At 48.8% G+C, this 17642-nt stretch carries 9 protein-coding genes, 9 tRNA genes and 6 rRNA genes; all 24 read right to left on the bottom strand.

Annotated features, from left to right (window positions below):
* Positions 1-9: 9 nt before the first annotated feature.
* The 24 genes from ctsR to pabA all read right to left on the bottom strand — a co-directional run bounded on the left by ctsR (position 10) and on the right by pabA (position 17635).
* On the bottom strand, positions 10-474 hold the full coding sequence (gene ctsR / locus NYE49_RS00560; protein ID WP_003225724.1) for a transcriptional regulator CtsR: 465 nt from the start codon (positions 472-474) through the stop codon (positions 10-12).
* A 240-nt stretch (positions 475-714) separates the two neighbouring features.
* Positions 715-831, bottom strand: a 5S ribosomal RNA gene (rrf, locus tag NYE49_RS00555).
* A gap of 55 nt (positions 832-886) precedes the next feature.
* A 23S ribosomal RNA gene (locus tag NYE49_RS00550) occupies positions 887-3814 on the bottom strand.
* Between the two features lie 170 nt (positions 3815-3984).
* Positions 3985-5534 (bottom strand): 16S ribosomal RNA (locus NYE49_RS00545).
* Between the two features lie 170 nt (positions 5535-5704).
* A tRNA-Ala gene (locus NYE49_RS00540) sits at positions 5705-5780 on the bottom strand.
* 7 nt (positions 5781-5787) lie between these two features.
* A tRNA-Pro gene (locus tag NYE49_RS00535) sits at positions 5788-5864 on the bottom strand.
* A gap of 27 nt (positions 5865-5891) precedes the next feature.
* Positions 5892-5968 (bottom strand) — tRNA-Arg (locus NYE49_RS00530).
* A 9-nt stretch (positions 5969-5977) separates the two neighbouring features.
* Positions 5978-6063, bottom strand: a tRNA-Leu gene (locus tag NYE49_RS00525).
* Positions 6064-6077: 14 nt separating this feature from the next.
* A tRNA-Gly gene (locus NYE49_RS00520) sits at positions 6078-6152 on the bottom strand.
* 40 nt (positions 6153-6192) lie between these two features.
* A tRNA-Leu gene (locus tag NYE49_RS00515) sits at positions 6193-6275 on the bottom strand.
* Between the two features lie 6 nt (positions 6276-6281).
* Positions 6282-6357, bottom strand: a tRNA-Lys gene (locus NYE49_RS00510).
* Between the two features lie 36 nt (positions 6358-6393).
* Positions 6394-6469 (bottom strand) — tRNA-Thr (locus NYE49_RS00505).
* 4 nt (positions 6470-6473) lie between these two features.
* Positions 6474-6549: transfer RNA gene (locus NYE49_RS00500), tRNA-Val, on the bottom strand.
* Positions 6550-6571: 22 nt separating this feature from the next.
* Positions 6572-6687: ribosomal RNA gene (rrf, locus tag NYE49_RS00495) — 5S ribosomal RNA — on the bottom strand.
* A gap of 55 nt (positions 6688-6742) precedes the next feature.
* Positions 6743-9670: ribosomal RNA gene (locus tag NYE49_RS00490) — 23S ribosomal RNA — on the bottom strand.
* Positions 9671-9840: 170 nt separating this feature from the next.
* A 16S ribosomal RNA gene (locus NYE49_RS00485) occupies positions 9841-11390 on the bottom strand.
* The 16S, 23S and 5S rRNA genes sit together here with 9 tRNA genes alongside, the layout of an rRNA operon.
* A 308-nt stretch (positions 11391-11698) precedes the next feature.
* Positions 11699-13198: a lysine--tRNA ligase gene (gene lysS, locus NYE49_RS00480; protein WP_003226674.1), complete on the bottom strand. Its 1500-nt coding sequence runs from the start codon at positions 13196-13198 to the stop codon at positions 11699-11701.
* A 91-nt stretch (positions 13199-13289) separates the two neighbouring features.
* Complete coding sequence (dusB, locus tag NYE49_RS00475) at positions 13290-14291, bottom strand: tRNA dihydrouridine synthase DusB (RefSeq protein WP_014475588.1); 1002 nt, start codon at positions 14289-14291, stop codon at positions 13290-13292.
* Between the two features lie 23 nt (positions 14292-14314).
* On the bottom strand, positions 14315-14524 hold the full coding sequence (locus tag NYE49_RS00470; RefSeq protein ID WP_003226678.1) for a helix-turn-helix transcriptional regulator: 210 nt from the start codon (positions 14522-14524) through the stop codon (positions 14315-14317).
* Positions 14476-14979, bottom strand: coding sequence for a 2-amino-4-hydroxy-6-hydroxymethyldihydropteridine diphosphokinase (gene folK / locus NYE49_RS00465; protein WP_015482701.1), 504 nt, complete (start codon positions 14977-14979; stop codon positions 14476-14478). Before folK ends, NYE49_RS00470 begins: the two co-directional genes overlap by 49 nt.
* Positions 14976-15338, bottom strand: coding sequence for a dihydroneopterin aldolase (gene folB / locus NYE49_RS00460; RefSeq protein ID WP_014478613.1), 363 nt, complete (start codon positions 15336-15338; stop codon positions 14976-14978). Before folB ends, folK begins: the two co-directional genes overlap by 4 nt.
* Positions 15331-16188 carry a dihydropteroate synthase gene (gene folP / locus NYE49_RS00455; protein WP_047181976.1) on the bottom strand — a complete coding sequence of 286 codons (858 nt, stop codon included), beginning with the start codon at positions 16186-16188 and terminating at the stop codon, positions 15331-15333. Before folP ends, folB begins: the two co-directional genes overlap by 8 nt.
* The gene (gene pabC / locus NYE49_RS00450; RefSeq protein ID WP_047181975.1) at positions 16170-17051 is read right to left on the bottom strand and encodes an aminodeoxychorismate lyase; all 882 of its coding nucleotides are present in this window, start codon (positions 17049-17051) and stop codon (positions 16170-16172) included. The genes folP and pabC overlap by 19 nt, the downstream gene beginning before the upstream one ends.
* Entirely contained in the window at positions 17051-17635 is a 585-nt protein-coding gene (pabA, locus tag NYE49_RS00445; protein ID WP_021479714.1) for an aminodeoxychorismate/anthranilate synthase component II, read from the bottom strand. The genes pabC and pabA overlap by 1 nt, the downstream gene beginning before the upstream one ends.
* Between the last annotated feature and the right edge of the window lie 7 nt (positions 17636-17642).

The raw sequence follows: 17642 nt of genomic DNA, 5'->3' as shown, positions 1-17642 counted from the left end.
TTCACCCGCTTATTTTAATTTTAAAGAAGTCAGCATTGCCTTCATCATTCTTGCTCTTAATTCATCACGTTCAGGTAAGTCAATGTGTAAAACTGAGCGGTCCATTACGCTGACCATCATTTTTGCTTCTCTTTCTGAAATTACCTTGTCTTCTAATAGCCTTAAAATAATGTCATCAGAGGCTGCTTGAGACAAATGGGTATTAATTTGAGAAATAATATTATTGATCAGGACAACTTCATTGTTCATTTTAATTTTAATGATTCTGATGTAACCGCCGCCCCCGCGTTTGCTCTCAACAATATATCCTCTTTCGCTTGTAAATCTGGTGTTGATGACATAATTTATTTGGGAAGGAACGCATTGAAATTTATCTGCAATTTCACTTCGTTTAATCTCTAAAATTTCCTTGCCATTTTGATCTAACACTCGTTTTAAATATTGTTCAATGATGTCAGAAATATTATGTCCCACTCAACCCCCTCCTTTACTGACTTTGACTATATTTGACTATAATCTTACTATAAGCCGTTTCTCGAGAATTTTCAACTTTCTCGCTCTATCCTTTATTATTTCCATTTTCGCGGTCCACAAAACCTGATTGCTGATTTAAAATTCGGTATAAAGTTATTATATTATACAGTTAAGTGGAATTTTATGATACCAATAAACCAAAATACAAAAAACCCAGCTCAATGAGCTGGGTTTAAGCTTGCTTGGCGGCGTCCTACTCTCACAGGGGGAAACCCCCCGACTACCATCGGCGCTGAAGAGCTTAACTTCCGTGTTCGGTATGGGAACGGGTGTGACCTCTTCGCTATCGCCACCAAACAAATTGAGAGTGTTCTCTCAAAACTAGATAACAGGTGTGACATCATTCAAAAATATGGTTAAGTCCTCGATCGATTAGTATCTGTCAGCTCCATGTGTCGCCACACTTCCACCTCAGACCTATCAACCTGATCATCTTTCAGGGATCTTACTTCCTTGCGGAATGGGAAATCTCATCTTGAGGGGGGCTTCATGCTTAGATGCTTTCAGCACTTATCCCGTCCGCACATAGCTACCCAGCGATGCCCTTGGCAGAACAACTGGTACACCAGCGGTGCGTCCATCCCGGTCCTCTCGTACTAAGGACAGCTCCTCTCAAATTTCCTGCGCCCGCGACGGATAGGGACCGAACTGTCTCACGACGTTCTGAACCCAGCTCGCGTACCGCTTTAATGGGCGAACAGCCCAACCCTTGGGACCGACTACAGCCCCAGGATGCGATGAGCCGACATCGAGGTGCCAAACCTCCCCGTCGATGTGGACTCTTGGGGGAGATAAGCCTGTTATCCCCGGGGTAGCTTTTATCCGTTGAGCGATGGCCCTTCCATGCGGAACCACCGGATCACTAAGCCCGACTTTCGTCCCTGCTCGACTTGTAGGTCTCGCAGTCAAGCTCCCTTGTGCCTTTACACTCTGCGAATGATTTCCAACCATTCTGAGGGAACCTTTGGGCGCCTCCGTTACCTTTTAGGAGGCGACCGCCCCAGTCAAACTGCCCACCTGACACTGTCTCCCCGCCCGATAAGGGCGGCGGGTTAGAAGGTCAATACAGCCAGGGTAGTATCCCACCGATGCCTCCACCGAAGCTGGCGCTCCGGTTTCCAAGGCTCCTACCTATCCTGTACAAGCTGTACCAACATTCAATATCAGGCTGCAGTAAAGCTCCACGGGGTCTTTCCGTCCTGTCGCGGGTAACCTGCATCTTCACAGGTACTATAATTTCACCGAGTCTCTCGTTGAGACAGTGCCCAGATCGTTGCGCCTTTCGTGCGGGTCGGAACTTACCCGACAAGGAATTTCGCTACCTTAGGACCGTTATAGTTACGGCCGCCGTTTACTGGGGCTTCAATTCGCACCTTCGCTTACGCTAAGCGCTCCTCTTAACCTTCCAGCACCGGGCAGGCGTCAGCCCCTATACTTCGCCTTACGGCTTCGCAGAGACCTGTGTTTTTGCTAAACAGTCGCCTGGGCCTATTCACTGCGGCTCTCTCGGGCTTGCACCCTAACAGAGCACCCCTTCTCCCGAAGTTACGGGGTCATTTTGCCGAGTTCCTTAACGAGAGTTCTCTCGATCACCTTAGGATTCTCTCCTCGCCTACCTGTGTCGGTTTGCGGTACGGGCACCTCTCACCTCGCTAGAGGCTTTTCTTGGCAGTGTGGAATCAGGAACTTCGCTACTATATTTCGCTCGCCATCACAGCTCAGCCTTATGGGAAACGGATTTGCCTATTTCCCAGCCTAACTGCTTGGACGCGGATATCCAATACCGCGCTTACCCTATCCTCCTGCGTCCCCCCATTGCTCAAATGGTGAGGAGGTGGTACAGGAATATCAACCTGTTGTCCATCGCCTACGCCTTTCGGCCTCGGCTTAGGTCCCGACTAACCCTGAGCGGACGAGCCTTCCTCAGGAAACCTTAGGCATTCGGTGGAGGGGATTCTCACCCCTCTTTCGCTACTCATACCGGCATTCTCACTTCTAAGCGCTCCACCAGTCCTTCCGGTCTGGCTTCACAGCCCTTAGAACGCTCTCCTACCACTGTTCGAAGAACAGTCCGCAGCTTCGGTGATACGTTTAGCCCCGGTACATTTTCGGCGCAGAGTCACTCGACCAGTGAGCTATTACGCACTCTTTAAATGGTGGCTGCTTCTAAGCCAACATCCTGGTTGTCTAAGCAACTCCACATCCTTTTCCACTTAACGTATACTTTGGGACCTTAGCTGGCGGTCTGGGCTGTTTCCCTTTCGACTACGGATCTTATCACTCGCAGTCTGACTCCCAAGGATAAGTCATTGGCATTCGGAGTTTGACTGAATTCGGTAACCCGGTAGGGGCCCCTAGTCCAATCAGTGCTCTACCTCCAAGACTCTTACCTTGAGGCTAGCCCTAAAGCTATTTCGGAGAGAACCAGCTATCTCCAGGTTCGATTGGCATTTCACCCCTACCCACACCTCATCCCCGCACTTTTCAACGTGCGTGGGTTCGGGCCTCCATTCAGTGTTACCTGAACTTCACCCTGGACATGGGTAGATCACCTGGTTTCGGGTCTACGACCACGTACTCATGCGCCCTATTCAGACTCGCTTTCGCTGCGGCTCCGCATCTTCTGCTTAACCTTGCACGGGATCGTAACTCGCCGGTTCATTCTACAAAAGGCACGCCATCACCCGTTAACGGGCTCTGACTACTTGTAGGCACACGGTTTCAGGATCTCTTTCACTCCCCTTCCGGGGTGCTTTTCACCTTTCCCTCACGGTACTGGTTCACTATCGGTCACTAGGGAGTATTTAGCCTTGGGAGATGGTCCTCCCGGATTCCGACGGAATTTCACGTGTTCCGCCGTACTCAGGATCCACTCAGGAGAGAACGAAGTTTTGACTACAGGGCTGTTACCTCCTATGGCGGGCCTTTCCAGACCTCTTCATCTACCTCGTTCTTTTGTAACTCCGTACAGAGTGTCCTACAACCCCAAGAGGCAAGCCTCTTGGTTTGGGCTAATCCCGTTTCGCTCGCCGCTACTCAGGGAATCGCATTTGCTTTCTCTTCCTCCGGGTACTTAGATGTTTCAGTTCCCCGGGTCTGCCTTCTCATATCCTATGAATTCAGATATGGATACCACTCCATTACGAGTGGTGGGTTTCCCCATTCGGAAATCTCCGGATCAAAGCTTGCTTACAGCTCCCCGAAGCATATCGGTGTTCGTCCCGTCCTTCATCGGCTCCTAGTGCCAAGGCATCCACCGTGCGCCCTTTCTAACTTAACCGTTAAAAAGAATCACTATGTGATATCTTGTATTACTAATTGAATGTGATGTCTACTGTTATCTAGTTTTCAAAGAACACGTTTCGAAGGAATGATCCTTCAAAACTAAACAAGACAGGGAACGTTCTGTTTATAAGACCCAAGGTCTTATATTCCGTATAATATCCTTAGAAAGGAGGTGATCCAGCCGCACCTTCCGATACGGCTACCTTGTTACGACTTCACCCCAATCATCTGTCCCACCTTCGGCGGCTGGCTCCTAAAAGGTTACCTCACCGACTTCGGGTGTTACAAACTCTCGTGGTGTGACGGGCGGTGTGTACAAGGCCCGGGAACGTATTCACCGCGGCATGCTGATCCGCGATTACTAGCGATTCCAGCTTCACGCAGTCGAGTTGCAGACTGCGATCCGAACTGAGAACAGATTTGTGGGATTGGCTTAACCTCGCGGTTTCGCTGCCCTTTGTTCTGTCCATTGTAGCACGTGTGTAGCCCAGGTCATAAGGGGCATGATGATTTGACGTCATCCCCACCTTCCTCCGGTTTGTCACCGGCAGTCACCTTAGAGTGCCCAACTGAATGCTGGCAACTAAGATCAAGGGTTGCGCTCGTTGCGGGACTTAACCCAACATCTCACGACACGAGCTGACGACAACCATGCACCACCTGTCACTCTGCCCCCGAAGGGGACGTCCTATCTCTAGGATTGTCAGAGGATGTCAAGACCTGGTAAGGTTCTTCGCGTTGCTTCGAATTAAACCACATGCTCCACCGCTTGTGCGGGCCCCCGTCAATTCCTTTGAGTTTCAGTCTTGCGACCGTACTCCCCAGGCGGAGTGCTTAATGCGTTAGCTGCAGCACTAAGGGGCGGAAACCCCCTAACACTTAGCACTCATCGTTTACGGCGTGGACTACCAGGGTATCTAATCCTGTTCGCTCCCCACGCTTTCGCTCCTCAGCGTCAGTTACAGACCAGAGAGTCGCCTTCGCCACTGGTGTTCCTCCACATCTCTACGCATTTCACCGCTACACGTGGAATTCCACTCTCCTCTTCTGCACTCAAGTTCCCCAGTTTCCAATGACCCTCCCCGGTTGAGCCGGGGGCTTTCACATCAGACTTAAGAAACCGCCTGCGAGCCCTTTACGCCCAATAATTCCGGACAACGCTTGCCACCTACGTATTACCGCGGCTGCTGGCACGTAGTTAGCCGTGGCTTTCTGGTTAGGTACCGTCAAGGTGCCGCCCTATTCGAACGGTACTTGTTCTTCCCTAACAACAGAGCTTTACGATCCGAAAACCTTCATCACTCACGCGGCGTTGCTCCGTCAGACTTTCGTCCATTGCGGAAGATTCCCTACTGCTGCCTCCCGTAGGAGTCTGGGCCGTGTCTCAGTCCCAGTGTGGCCGATCACCCTCTCAGGTCGGCTACGCATCGTTGCCTTGGTGAGCCGTTACCTCACCAACTAGCTAATGCGCCGCGGGTCCATCTGTAAGTGGTAGCCGAAGCCACCTTTTATGTTTGAACCATGCGGTTCAAACAACCATCCGGTATTAGCCCCGGTTTCCCGGAGTTATCCCAGTCTTACAGGCAGGTTACCCACGTGTTACTCACCCGTCCGCCGCTAACATCAGGGAGCAAGCTCCCATCTGTCCGCTCGACTTGCATGTATTAGGCACGCCGCCAGCGTTCGTCCTGAGCCAGGATCAAACTCTCCGATAAAGTAGTTTGACTGACTACGCACATCGCTGTGCGATTTTTAAAAACTGAATTAACAGGTACGTTTTGTCTTGTTTAGTTTTCAAAGATCATTTTTTGTCCGCTTTGTTAAAGCAACTTTGTTAGTATACAATATCACTTCTTCAAAGTCAATAACTTTTTTAAAAAACTTTTGGTGGAGCCTAGCGGGATCGAACCGCTGACCTCCTGCGTGCAAAGCAGGCGCTCTCCCAGCTGAGCTAAGGCCCCATAAAAATGGTCGGGAAGACAGGATTCGAACCTGCGACCCCATGGTCCCAAACCATGTGCTCTACCAAGCTGAGCTACTTCCCGATTTCCCATCTATTCTATTAAAAGATATGGCGCGCCCGAGAGGAGTCGAACCCCTAACCTTTTGATCCGTAGTCAAACGCTCTATCCAATTGAGCTACGGGCGCAAAACATAATGCCGAGGGCCGGACTTGAACCGGCACGGTAGTCACCTACCGCAGGATTTTAAGTCCTGTGTGTCTGCCAATTCCACCACCCCGGCGTGGATGGTATAGTTGGAGCGGAAGACGGGATTCGAACCCGCGACCCCCACCTTGGCAAGGTGGTGTTCTACCACTGAACTACTTCCGCAGACAGGATGTCCAGTTTTTCTAACTGTTATCCTATATAATGCGGGTGAAGGGACTTGAACCCCCACGTCATAAAGACACTAGATCCTAAGTCTAGCGCGTCTGCCAATTCCGCCACACCCGCGTAAAATGGTGAGCCATGAAGGACTCGAACCTTCGACCCTCTGATTAAAAGTCAGATGCTCTACCAACTGAGCTAATGGCTCTTCTACAAGAGACTTGAGTATTATATCATATAAAAGTGGTGCCGGCAAGAGGACTTGAACCCCCAACCTACTGATTACAAGTCAGTTGCTCTACCAATTGAGCTACACCGGCATAATGGTGGAGGATGACGGGCTCGAACCGCCGACCCTCTGCTTGTAAGGCAGATGCTCTCCCAGCTGAGCTAATCCTCCATAATTGCACTAACGTGCAATTGCTTGGCGGCGTCCTACTCTCACAGGGGGAAACCCCCGACTACCATCGGCGCTGAAGAGCTTAACTTCCGTGTTCGGTATGGGAACGGGTGTGACCTCTTCGCTATCGCCACCAAACAAATTGAGAGTGTTCTCTCAAAACTAGATAACAGGTGTGACATCATTCAAAAATATGGTTAAGTCCTCGATCGATTAGTATCTGTCAGCTCCATGTGTCGCCACACTTCCACCTCAGACCTATCAACCTGATCATCTTTCAGGGATCTTACTTCCTTGCGGAATGGGAAATCTCATCTTGAGGGGGGCTTCATGCTTAGATGCTTTCAGCACTTATCCCGTCCGCACATAGCTACCCAGCGATGCCCTTGGCAGAACAACTGGTACACCAGCGGTGCGTCCATCCCGGTCCTCTCGTACTAAGGACAGCTCCTCTCAAATTTCCTGCGCCCGCGACGGATAGGGACCGAACTGTCTCACGACGTTCTGAACCCAGCTCGCGTACCGCTTTAATGGGCGAACAGCCCAACCCTTGGGACCGACTACAGCCCCAGGATGCGATGAGCCGACATCGAGGTGCCAAACCTCCCCGTCGATGTGGACTCTTGGGGGAGATAAGCCTGTTATCCCCGGGGTAGCTTTTATCCGTTGAGCGATGGCCCTTCCATGCGGAACCACCGGATCACTAAGCCCGACTTTCGTCCCTGCTCGACTTGTAGGTCTCGCAGTCAAGCTCCCTTGTGCCTTTACACTCTGCGAATGATTTCCAACCATTCTGAGGGAACCTTTGGGCGCCTCCGTTACCTTTTAGGAGGCGACCGCCCCAGTCAAACTGCCCACCTGACACTGTCTCCCCGCCCGATAAGGGCGGCGGGTTAGAAGGTCAATACAGCCAGGGTAGTATCCCACCGATGCCTCCACCGAAGCTGGCGCTCCGGTTTCCAAGGCTCCTACCTATCCTGTACAAGCTGTACCAACATTCAATATCAGGCTGCAGTAAAGCTCCACGGGGTCTTTCCGTCCTGTCGCGGGTAACCTGCATCTTCACAGGTACTATAATTTCACCGAGTCTCTCGTTGAGACAGTGCCCAGATCGTTGCGCCTTTCGTGCGGGTCGGAACTTACCCGACAAGGAATTTCGCTACCTTAGGACCGTTATAGTTACGGCCGCCGTTTACTGGGGCTTCAATTCGCACCTTCGCTTACGCTAAGCGCTCCTCTTAACCTTCCAGCACCGGGCAGGCGTCAGCCCCTATACTTCGCCTTACGGCTTCGCAGAGACCTGTGTTTTTGCTAAACAGTCGCCTGGGCCTATTCACTGCGGCTCTCTCGGGCTTGCACCCTAACAGAGCACCCCTTCTCCCGAAGTTACGGGGTCATTTTGCCGAGTTCCTTAACGAGAGTTCTCTCGATCACCTTAGGATTCTCTCCTCGCCTACCTGTGTCGGTTTGCGGTACGGGCACCTCTCACCTCGCTAGAGGCTTTTCTTGGCAGTGTGGAATCAGGAACTTCGCTACTATATTTCGCTCGCCATCACAGCTCAGCCTTATGGGAAACGGATTTGCCTATTTCCCAGCCTAACTGCTTGGACGCGGATATCCAATACCGCGCTTACCCTATCCTCCTGCGTCCCCCCATTGCTCAAATGGTGAGGAGGTGGTACAGGAATATCAACCTGTTGTCCATCGCCTACGCCTTTCGGCCTCGGCTTAGGTCCCGACTAACCCTGAGCGGACGAGCCTTCCTCAGGAAACCTTAGGCATTCGGTGGAGGGGATTCTCACCCCTCTTTCGCTACTCATACCGGCATTCTCACTTCTAAGCGCTCCACCAGTCCTTCCGGTCTGGCTTCACAGCCCTTAGAACGCTCTCCTACCACTGTTCGAAGAACAGTCCGCAGCTTCGGTGATACGTTTAGCCCCGGTACATTTTCGGCGCAGAGTCACTCGACCAGTGAGCTATTACGCACTCTTTAAATGGTGGCTGCTTCTAAGCCAACATCCTGGTTGTCTAAGCAACTCCACATCCTTTTCCACTTAACGTATACTTTGGGACCTTAGCTGGCGGTCTGGGCTGTTTCCCTTTCGACTACGGATCTTATCACTCGCAGTCTGACTCCCAAGGATAAGTCATTGGCATTCGGAGTTTGACTGAATTCGGTAACCCGGTAGGGGCCCCTAGTCCAATCAGTGCTCTACCTCCAAGACTCTTACCTTGAGGCTAGCCCTAAAGCTATTTCGGAGAGAACCAGCTATCTCCAGGTTCGATTGGCATTTCACCCCTACCCACACCTCATCCCCGCACTTTTCAACGTGCGTGGGTTCGGGCCTCCATTCAGTGTTACCTGAACTTCACCCTGGACATGGGTAGATCACCTGGTTTCGGGTCTACGACCACGTACTCATGCGCCCTATTCAGACTCGCTTTCGCTGCGGCTCCGCATCTTCTGCTTAACCTTGCACGGGATCGTAACTCGCCGGTTCATTCTACAAAAGGCACGCCATCACCCGTTAACGGGCTCTGACTACTTGTAGGCACACGGTTTCAGGATCTCTTTCACTCCCCTTCCGGGGTGCTTTTCACCTTTCCCTCACGGTACTGGTTCACTATCGGTCACTAGGGAGTATTTAGCCTTGGGAGATGGTCCTCCCGGATTCCGACGGAATTTCACGTGTTCCGCCGTACTCAGGATCCACTCAGGAGAGAACGAAGTTTTGACTACAGGGCTGTTACCTCCTATGGCGGGCCTTTCCAGACCTCTTCATCTACCTCGTTCTTTTGTAACTCCGTACAGAGTGTCCTACAACCCCAAGAGGCAAGCCTCTTGGTTTGGGCTAATCCCGTTTCGCTCGCCGCTACTCAGGGAATCGCATTTGCTTTCTCTTCCTCCGGGTACTTAGATGTTTCAGTTCCCCGGGTCTGCCTTCTCATATCCTATGAATTCAGATATGGATACCACTCCATTACGAGTGGTGGGTTTCCCCATTCGGAAATCTCCGGATCAAAGCTTGCTTACAGCTCCCCGAAGCATATCGGTGTTCGTCCCGTCCTTCATCGGCTCCTAGTGCCAAGGCATCCACCGTGCGCCCTTTCTAACTTAACCGTTAAAAAGAATCACTATGTGATATCTTGTATTACTAATTGAATGTGATGTCTACTGTTATCTAGTTTTCAAAGAACACGTTTCGAAGGAATGATCCTTCAAAACTAAACAAGACAGGGAACGTTCTGTTTATAAGACCTAAGGTCTTATATTCCGTATAATATCCTTAGAAAGGAGGTGATCCAGCCGCACCTTCCGATACGGCTACCTTGTTACGACTTCACCCCAATCATCTGTCCCACCTTCGGCGGCTGGCTCCTAAAAGGTTACCTCACCGACTTCGGGTGTTACAAACTCTCGTGGTGTGACGGGCGGTGTGTACAAGGCCCGGGAACGTATTCACCGCGGCATGCTGATCCGCGATTACTAGCGATTCCAGCTTCACGCAGTCGAGTTGCAGACTGCGATCCGAACTGAGAACAGATTTGTGGGATTGGCTTAACCTCGCGGTTTCGCTGCCCTTTGTTCTGTCCATTGTAGCACGTGTGTAGCCCAGGTCATAAGGGGCATGATGATTTGACGTCATCCCCACCTTCCTCCGGTTTGTCACCGGCAGTCACCTTAGAGTGCCCAACTGAATGCTGGCAACTAAGATCAAGGGTTGCGCTCGTTGCGGGACTTAACCCAACATCTCACGACACGAGCTGACGACAACCATGCACCACCTGTCACTCTGCCCCCGAAGGGGACGTCCTATCTCTAGGATTGTCAGAGGATGTCAAGACCTGGTAAGGTTCTTCGCGTTGCTTCGAATTAAACCACATGCTCCACCGCTTGTGCGGGCCCCCGTCAATTCCTTTGAGTTTCAGTCTTGCGACCGTACTCCCCAGGCGGAGTGCTTAATGCGTTAGCTGCAGCACTAAGGGGCGGAAACCCCCTAACACTTAGCACTCATCGTTTACGGCGTGGACTACCAGGGTATCTAATCCTGTTCGCTCCCCACGCTTTCGCTCCTCAGCGTCAGTTACAGACCAGAGAGTCGCCTTCGCCACTGGTGTTCCTCCACATCTCTACGCATTTCACCGCTACACGTGGAATTCCACTCTCCTCTTCTGCACTCAAGTTCCCCAGTTTCCAATGACCCTCCCCGGTTGAGCCGGGGGCTTTCACATCAGACTTAAGAAACCGCCTGCGAGCCCTTTACGCCCAATAATTCCGGACAACGCTTGCCACCTACGTATTACCGCGGCTGCTGGCACGTAGTTAGCCGTGGCTTTCTGGTTAGGTACCGTCAAGGTGCCGCCCTATTCGAACGGTACTTGTTCTTCCCTAACAACAGAGCTTTACGATCCGAAAACCTTCATCACTCACGCGGCGTTGCTCCGTCAGACTTTCGTCCATTGCGGAAGATTCCCTACTGCTGCCTCCCGTAGGAGTCTGGGCCGTGTCTCAGTCCCAGTGTGGCCGATCACCCTCTCAGGTCGGCTACGCATCGTTGCCTTGGTGAGCCGTTACCTCACCAACTAGCTAATGCGCCGCGGGTCCATCTGTAAGTGGTAGCCGAAGCCACCTTTTATGTTTGAACCATGCGGTTCAAACAACCATCCGGTATTAGCCCCGGTTTCCCGGAGTTATCCCAGTCTTACAGGCAGGTTACCCACGTGTTACTCACCCGTCCGCCGCTAACATCAGGGAGCAAGCTCCCATCTGTCCGCTCGACTTGCATGTATTAGGCACGCCGCCAGCGTTCGTCCTGAGCCAGGATCAAACTCTCCGATAAAGTAGTTTGACTGACTACGCACATCGCTGTGCGATTTTTAAAAACTGAATTAACAGGTACGTTTTGTCTTGTTTAGTTTTCAAAGATCATTTTGTTCACTTCGTTCAAGCGACTTTATTATTATAACTCGTTGACTCAGTGAAGTCAATAACTTTTTTTAAGTTATTTTTTCGTTATCGCCTTGTTTAGCGGCAACGAATAATAATATACCACCTAGTAAATAATAGTGCAATAGTTTTTTTGAAGAAATACTAAGGAATTTAAAAAGAGCGGCATCCTTTCCCTATGGAGGATACCGCTCTTCTTTATTAGCGTTGTCTCATTTGCGGAAATAACAGCACATCGCGAATAGAAGGGGCATTCGTCAGCAGCATAACCAGACGGTCGATACCGATGCCTAAACCTCCTGTTGGCGGCATACCGTATTCCAGAGCTTCAACAAAGTCTTCATCCATTAGATGAGCTTCATCATTACCGGCTTCACGCTCTTTTAATTGCGCTTCAAAGCGTTCTCTTTGATCAATAGGATCATTCAGCTCTGTAAACGCGTTGGCATGTTCACGGCCAACGATAAACAGCTCAAAACGGTCTGTAAAACGCGGGTCCTCAGGGTTTTTCTTAGCAAGAGGAGAAATTTCTACAGGATGCCCGTAAATAAACGTTGGCTGAATAAGCGTTTCTTCAATTTTTTGTTCGAAGAATTCGTTGATGATATGCCCTACTGTCATAGAATCTTTAATTTCTACTCCATGTTCTTTTGCATATTCACGCGCCTGCTCAACAGTAACCTCTTCCCAGAAATCAACGCCGGTCGCTTCTTTGACTGCGTCAACCATATGGATTCTTTTCCACTCCGGTTTAAGGTCGATTTGCTCTTCCCCGTATTGAATCGTAGTTGTGCCAAGCACTTCTTGGGCGATATGAGCGACAAGGTTTTCAGTTAAGCTCATGATATCTTTATAGTCCGCATATGCTTCATATAACTCAATCATTGTAAATTCAGGATTATGGCGTGTAGAGACACCTTCGTTACGGAAAACACGGCCGATTTCATATACTTTTTCTAAACCGCCGACAATTAGGCGTTTTAGGTGCAGTTCGATAGCAATACGCATATAGAGTGGAATGTCTAACGCGTTGTGGTGAGTGATAAACGGACGTGCAGAAGCTCCCCCAGGAATGCTGTGCATTGTAGGTGTTTCTACTTCTAAGTATCCATGATCATCAAGGTATCTTCTCATAGCTTGAATGATCTTGCTTCGTGTAATGAATGTATGTTTGCTGTCTGGGTTTACGATAAGATCCAGGTAACGCTGACGGTAGCGCTGCTCAACGTCTTTTAAACCATGGTATTTGTCAGGAAGCGGACGAAGCGCTTTTGTCAGCAATTCAAAGGAAGTTGCTTTAACAGACAATTCGCCTACATTTGTTTTGAAGACTTTTCCGGTTACACCGATAAGATCACCGAGGTCAGAAGACTTGAAGATTTCATATTGGTCGTCACCGACACTGTCTTTTCTTACGTAGATTTGGATTTGGCCTTCTAAATCCTGAAGATGGGCAAAGCCGGCTTTTCCTTTGCCGCGTTTTGTCATCATGCGGCCTGCGATTGTAACTTCAATCGCTTTTTCTTCTAACTCTTCTTTGGTTAGATCTTGATATGCCGAAATAACTTCTTGAGACTGATGAGTTCTTTCAAAACGTGCGCCGAATGGATCGATGCCGTTATCTCTCAGCTGATTCATTTTATCGCGTCTGACTTGCAGCTGATCATTCAATTCTTCATGGTTATGCTCTTCTTGACTCATTGTTATCACTCCATTACAGATATTGTTTCATGAAAAAAGCAGAAAAACTGCCAGCGTAAAACTAGCAGTGAGCAGCAAATAGAGGTAAGTATTATCCTACTTTTGCATTTTGAAGCTCTTTTGCCTCAACTTCAACCGTAAATGCATCTAAAAGCTGTACAAACTCTTCTCTCGTCTCGCAATGATTGATTTCATTACGAACGTTCGCATTGCCTTTTACGCCTTTCAGATACCATGCAGCGTGCTTTCTCATTTCTCTTACCGCTACGTTTTCACCTTTTAAGTCAATCAGACGGTCAAGATGCAGTTTGCATACGGCCATTTTTTCGCGTACTTGCGGCTCTTCTTTTAATTCACCTGTTTCAAGATACTGAACCGTACGGTAAATCATCCACGGGTTGCCCAATGCAGCGCGTCCGATCATCACCCCGTCTACTCCTGTCTCATCGAGCATACGCTTAGCATCCTGCGGTGTCTTAACATCGCCGTTTCCGATAACCGGAATCGATACTGATTGTTTTACTTCTTTGATGATATCCCAGTTTGCCGTTCCTTCGTACATCTGCACTCTCGTACGGCCGTGAAGTGCCACTGCTTTACCGCCCGCACGTTCTACAGCCTGTGCATTTTTCACTGCGAAAATGTGGTCTTCATCCCAGCCCATTCTCATTTTCACTGTAACTGGTTTATTAACAGCATCCACTACTGCAGAAACCATTTCGTAAATCTTATCAGGGTCGAGAAGCCATTTGGCTCCCGCATCGCATTTTGTAATCTTCGGCACGGGACATCCCATGTTAATATCAATGATATCAGCAGTTGTGTTTTGGTCTACAAACTTCGCCGCTTCCACAAGGGTTTCCTTTTTTCCTCCGAAAATTTGAAGGCTGAGTGGTTTCTCACGTTCATCGATATAAAGCATACCCATTGTTCTTGCATTGTTGTAAAGGATCGCTTTGTCACTGACCATTTCAGCGCATACCAATCCGGCTCCGAATTCCTTTACAGTCAATCTGAACGCAGAGTTGCAGACACCAGCCATAGGTGCGAGCACAACCCGGTTTTTCAATTGAATATCTCCGATTTTGAACAATTTTTCTCCTCCTTTCATTTGTTCTATTTTTCTGGCGGCGCCAATTCGTCCGCACTTATATTTAAAACATCTGCTGCATCTTGAATGATGGCAGCTGACGGCAATCGGTTTCCGCGTTCAATTTCGCCGAGAATAGAAACTGATATACCTAATGCTTTTGCAAATCCTTCTTGAGTATAACCTTTCAGCTTTCTGAATGCACGAATTCGTCTACCCCAGATTTCTGCTTCCATACTCTTACACCTTCTTGGTCTGTTTCGGCGTTTGTAGCCTCTTTTTCAACCTGCTGGCAAATTTCCGCAAGAGGCGCAAGGACAAACAAACGCTCATACATTCTCGGATGCGGAACAATTAGTTGCTCTGTTTCAATATTTTCACGATTAAATAACAAAATGTCAAGGTCTGCCGTCCGCGGCCCCCATCTTACTTCCCTTGTTCTGCCTAATTCATTTTCTATCTGCTGCGTCAGTTCAAGGAGTTCAAAAGGGTTCAGTGATGTCTTGATTTCAACAGCCATATTCAAAAATTCAGCTTGGTCTTCGTATCCGACCGGGTCAGTTTCGTAAATAGACGACACTTTAGTGACTGTCACCGCAGCATGCTGATGCAGTAAAGCCACTGCTTGCCTTAAATACGTTTCTCTATCTCCAATATTAGATCCAAGTGCAATATAAGCTATGTTGTTCATGACTTTTTTCTCGTAATTTCAATTGCTACTGATTTATAGTGTCCGGGAATTGGCGGGTCTGGCTTAATCACTTTCACCGTACATTGCTGAACAGGCTGAAATTTTTCGAGAACAGTGCCAGCAATACGTTCCGCCAGCGTTTCTACCAATTTTACAGGCTCCCCTTCCACGATATCTTTACATACGTGATAGAGCTCAGCATAGTTGATCGTTTGCTCAAGGTCGTCTGTTTGTCCAGCTTTGCTCAAATCCAGCTCAGCAGTTAAATCGACTTTAAACCGCTGGCCAAGCTTGTTTTCTTCTTTGAACACACCGTGATATCCGTAAAACTCCATACCTTCTACATAAACTTTATCCATGGTGCACCCCTCCCTTATTCAGCATCGCGTCCATCATTTTCGCCATTCTGGCAATTTGCTTTACATCATGGACCCTGACAATGTCACAGCCTTTTTGAATGCCGAGACACACAGTCGCGCCTGTGCCCTCAGCCCGCTCCTCAGGCGGAAGATCCAGAACACGTCCGATGAATCTTTTTCGGGAGGTTGCCAGAAGAACCGGATATCCCAACCCGCTGAAAATCTCTAGTTTGTTCATCACTGCCAGGTTATCGTGATAGGTTTTCGCGAAACCGATACCGGGATCAAGAATAATGTTCTTCTCGTCTACTCCGGCCTCAACAGCAATTTTTACACTCTCCATTAAGTCCGACAGCATATCCGGCAATAAGTCATTGTAGTTTCTTTCAAGGCGGTTATGCATGAGAACAATTGGAACATTATGTTCAGCTGCAACGGAAGCCATCTTCGGATCATGTTTGGCACCCCAAATATCATTGATAATGGATGCGCCGGCTTTCACTGCTTCATCTGCGACAGAAGCCTTGTACGTGTCTACAGAAATAGGAACACCAAGCTCTTTCGCAATCCGCTCAATCACCGGAATGACTCTGGACATCTCCTCATCCTCAGATACGCACTCAGCGCCAGGCCTTGTCGATTCCCCTCCGATATCAATGATATGGGCACCATCATCGATCATCTCTTTCGCGTGCAGCAGCGCCTTGTCCAAGCTGTCATATTTTCCGCCGTCCGAGAAAGAGTCAGGCGTTACGTTTAAAATTCCCATCACCAGCGTCTTCTCTTTATATGATAAAGCACTGGGCTTAGTGTGGATTACTTGTGTTTGATCTATTGTGTGCTGCGCCATGCTCTTCCTCCCTTTTCATGAATCATGTTCTTTATTTCTTTTTTGTATAACAATTGAAGAGCGGAGGTTGCTTCTCCGCTTTTGCTTCCATAGTTTACTTCTTCTATTTTAGTAAACGGGATGATTTCAAGAACCGAGTTCGTCATCCACGCTTCGTCAGCTGTCAAGAGAGCTTCTAGCTCATATCGGCCCGTTTTGAGCTCCAGGCCGATATTCTTTGCATTTTCTATGATAAAACGTCTCGTGACGCCGTCCAGAATACCGGTATCAAGCGATGGCGTATAGATACAGCGACCTTTTCTCCAGAAGACATTAGATATGATACCCTCTGCAACAGCTCCATCCTCCGTTAGGAAAATTCCCTCGACACGCGGATCATTTCCAATTTCCCGTTTCGCATACATATTATTTAAATAATGATGAGATTTTAACCGGAACGACCCCTCAGGAGTGTTTCTCCGTATCGATAAAATCTTCCCTTCTTTTTGCAAAGGAAGACTTTCTGGTTTAAGCTGATTCACAAAGCATAAAACGGTCGGCTTATCGTACGTCTGGGCGACAAAGCCTTTATCGCTGATCCCCGCAGATATGTTCAGTCTGACGCGGACATTGCCATCCTTGATATCATTTAGCTTAAGCAGCTTGTCCAGCATCTCAAGGATCTCATGCTTTGAAACAGTATATTCGATTTGCAGATCCTTAAGTGCGCGTTCAAGCCTTTCTATATGCCAATCAAGCAAAAACGGGCAGCCTTCGTAGAGCCTGAAGGTTTCGAAAACACCGATCCCATATAAAAACCCATGGTCAAAAGGAGAAAGAACTGCATCTTTCTCCTCCATATACCGGCCGTTCACATATATCATCACGCAATAACTTCCTTGCGATATGTCTCAATAAAATTTCTGAGCATTTCTTTCCCAAAGGAGGTCATAATAGACTCTGGGTGAAATTGCACGCCCTCTATCGGGAGGTCATTGTGGCGAATAGCCATGATTTCTCCTTCTTTCGTTTGTGCTGTTACTGTAAAACAGTTTGGCAGCGTCTCAGGTTTTACGATCAGCGAGTGGTATCGCGTCGCAACAAGGGGATTTTTCAACCCTTCAAAAATGGTCTTGCCGTCATGCTCGATATCCGAGGTTTTCCCGTGCATAAGCCGTTCTGCCCTAACAACATCACCGCCGAACACTTGTGCGATGGACTGATGTCCGAGACATACACCGAAAATAGGAATTTTCCCTGCGAAATGTTTAATTGCTTCGAGGCTGATTCCCGCCTCATCAGGGCTGCAAGGTCCGGGAGATATCATCAGAAAGTCCGGAGACAGTTCTTCAATTTCTTCGATTGTGATGCTGTCATTGCGTCTCACAACCAGCTCTTCCCCAAGCTCGCCCAAATACTGTACCAAGTTGTACGTGAATGAATCGTAGTTATCAATCATTAAAATCATTTCTCCG

Origin of the sequence: Bacillus sp. FSL L8-0358 (assembly GCF_038593095.1) — a bacterium.
In the GTDB taxonomy this organism is placed as follows: domain Bacteria; phylum Bacillota; class Bacilli; order Bacillales; family Bacillaceae; genus Bacillus; species Bacillus subtilis.
The sequence above is the reverse complement of the archived record's forward strand: the minus strand, read 5'-3'. Positions and strand labels throughout refer to the sequence as shown.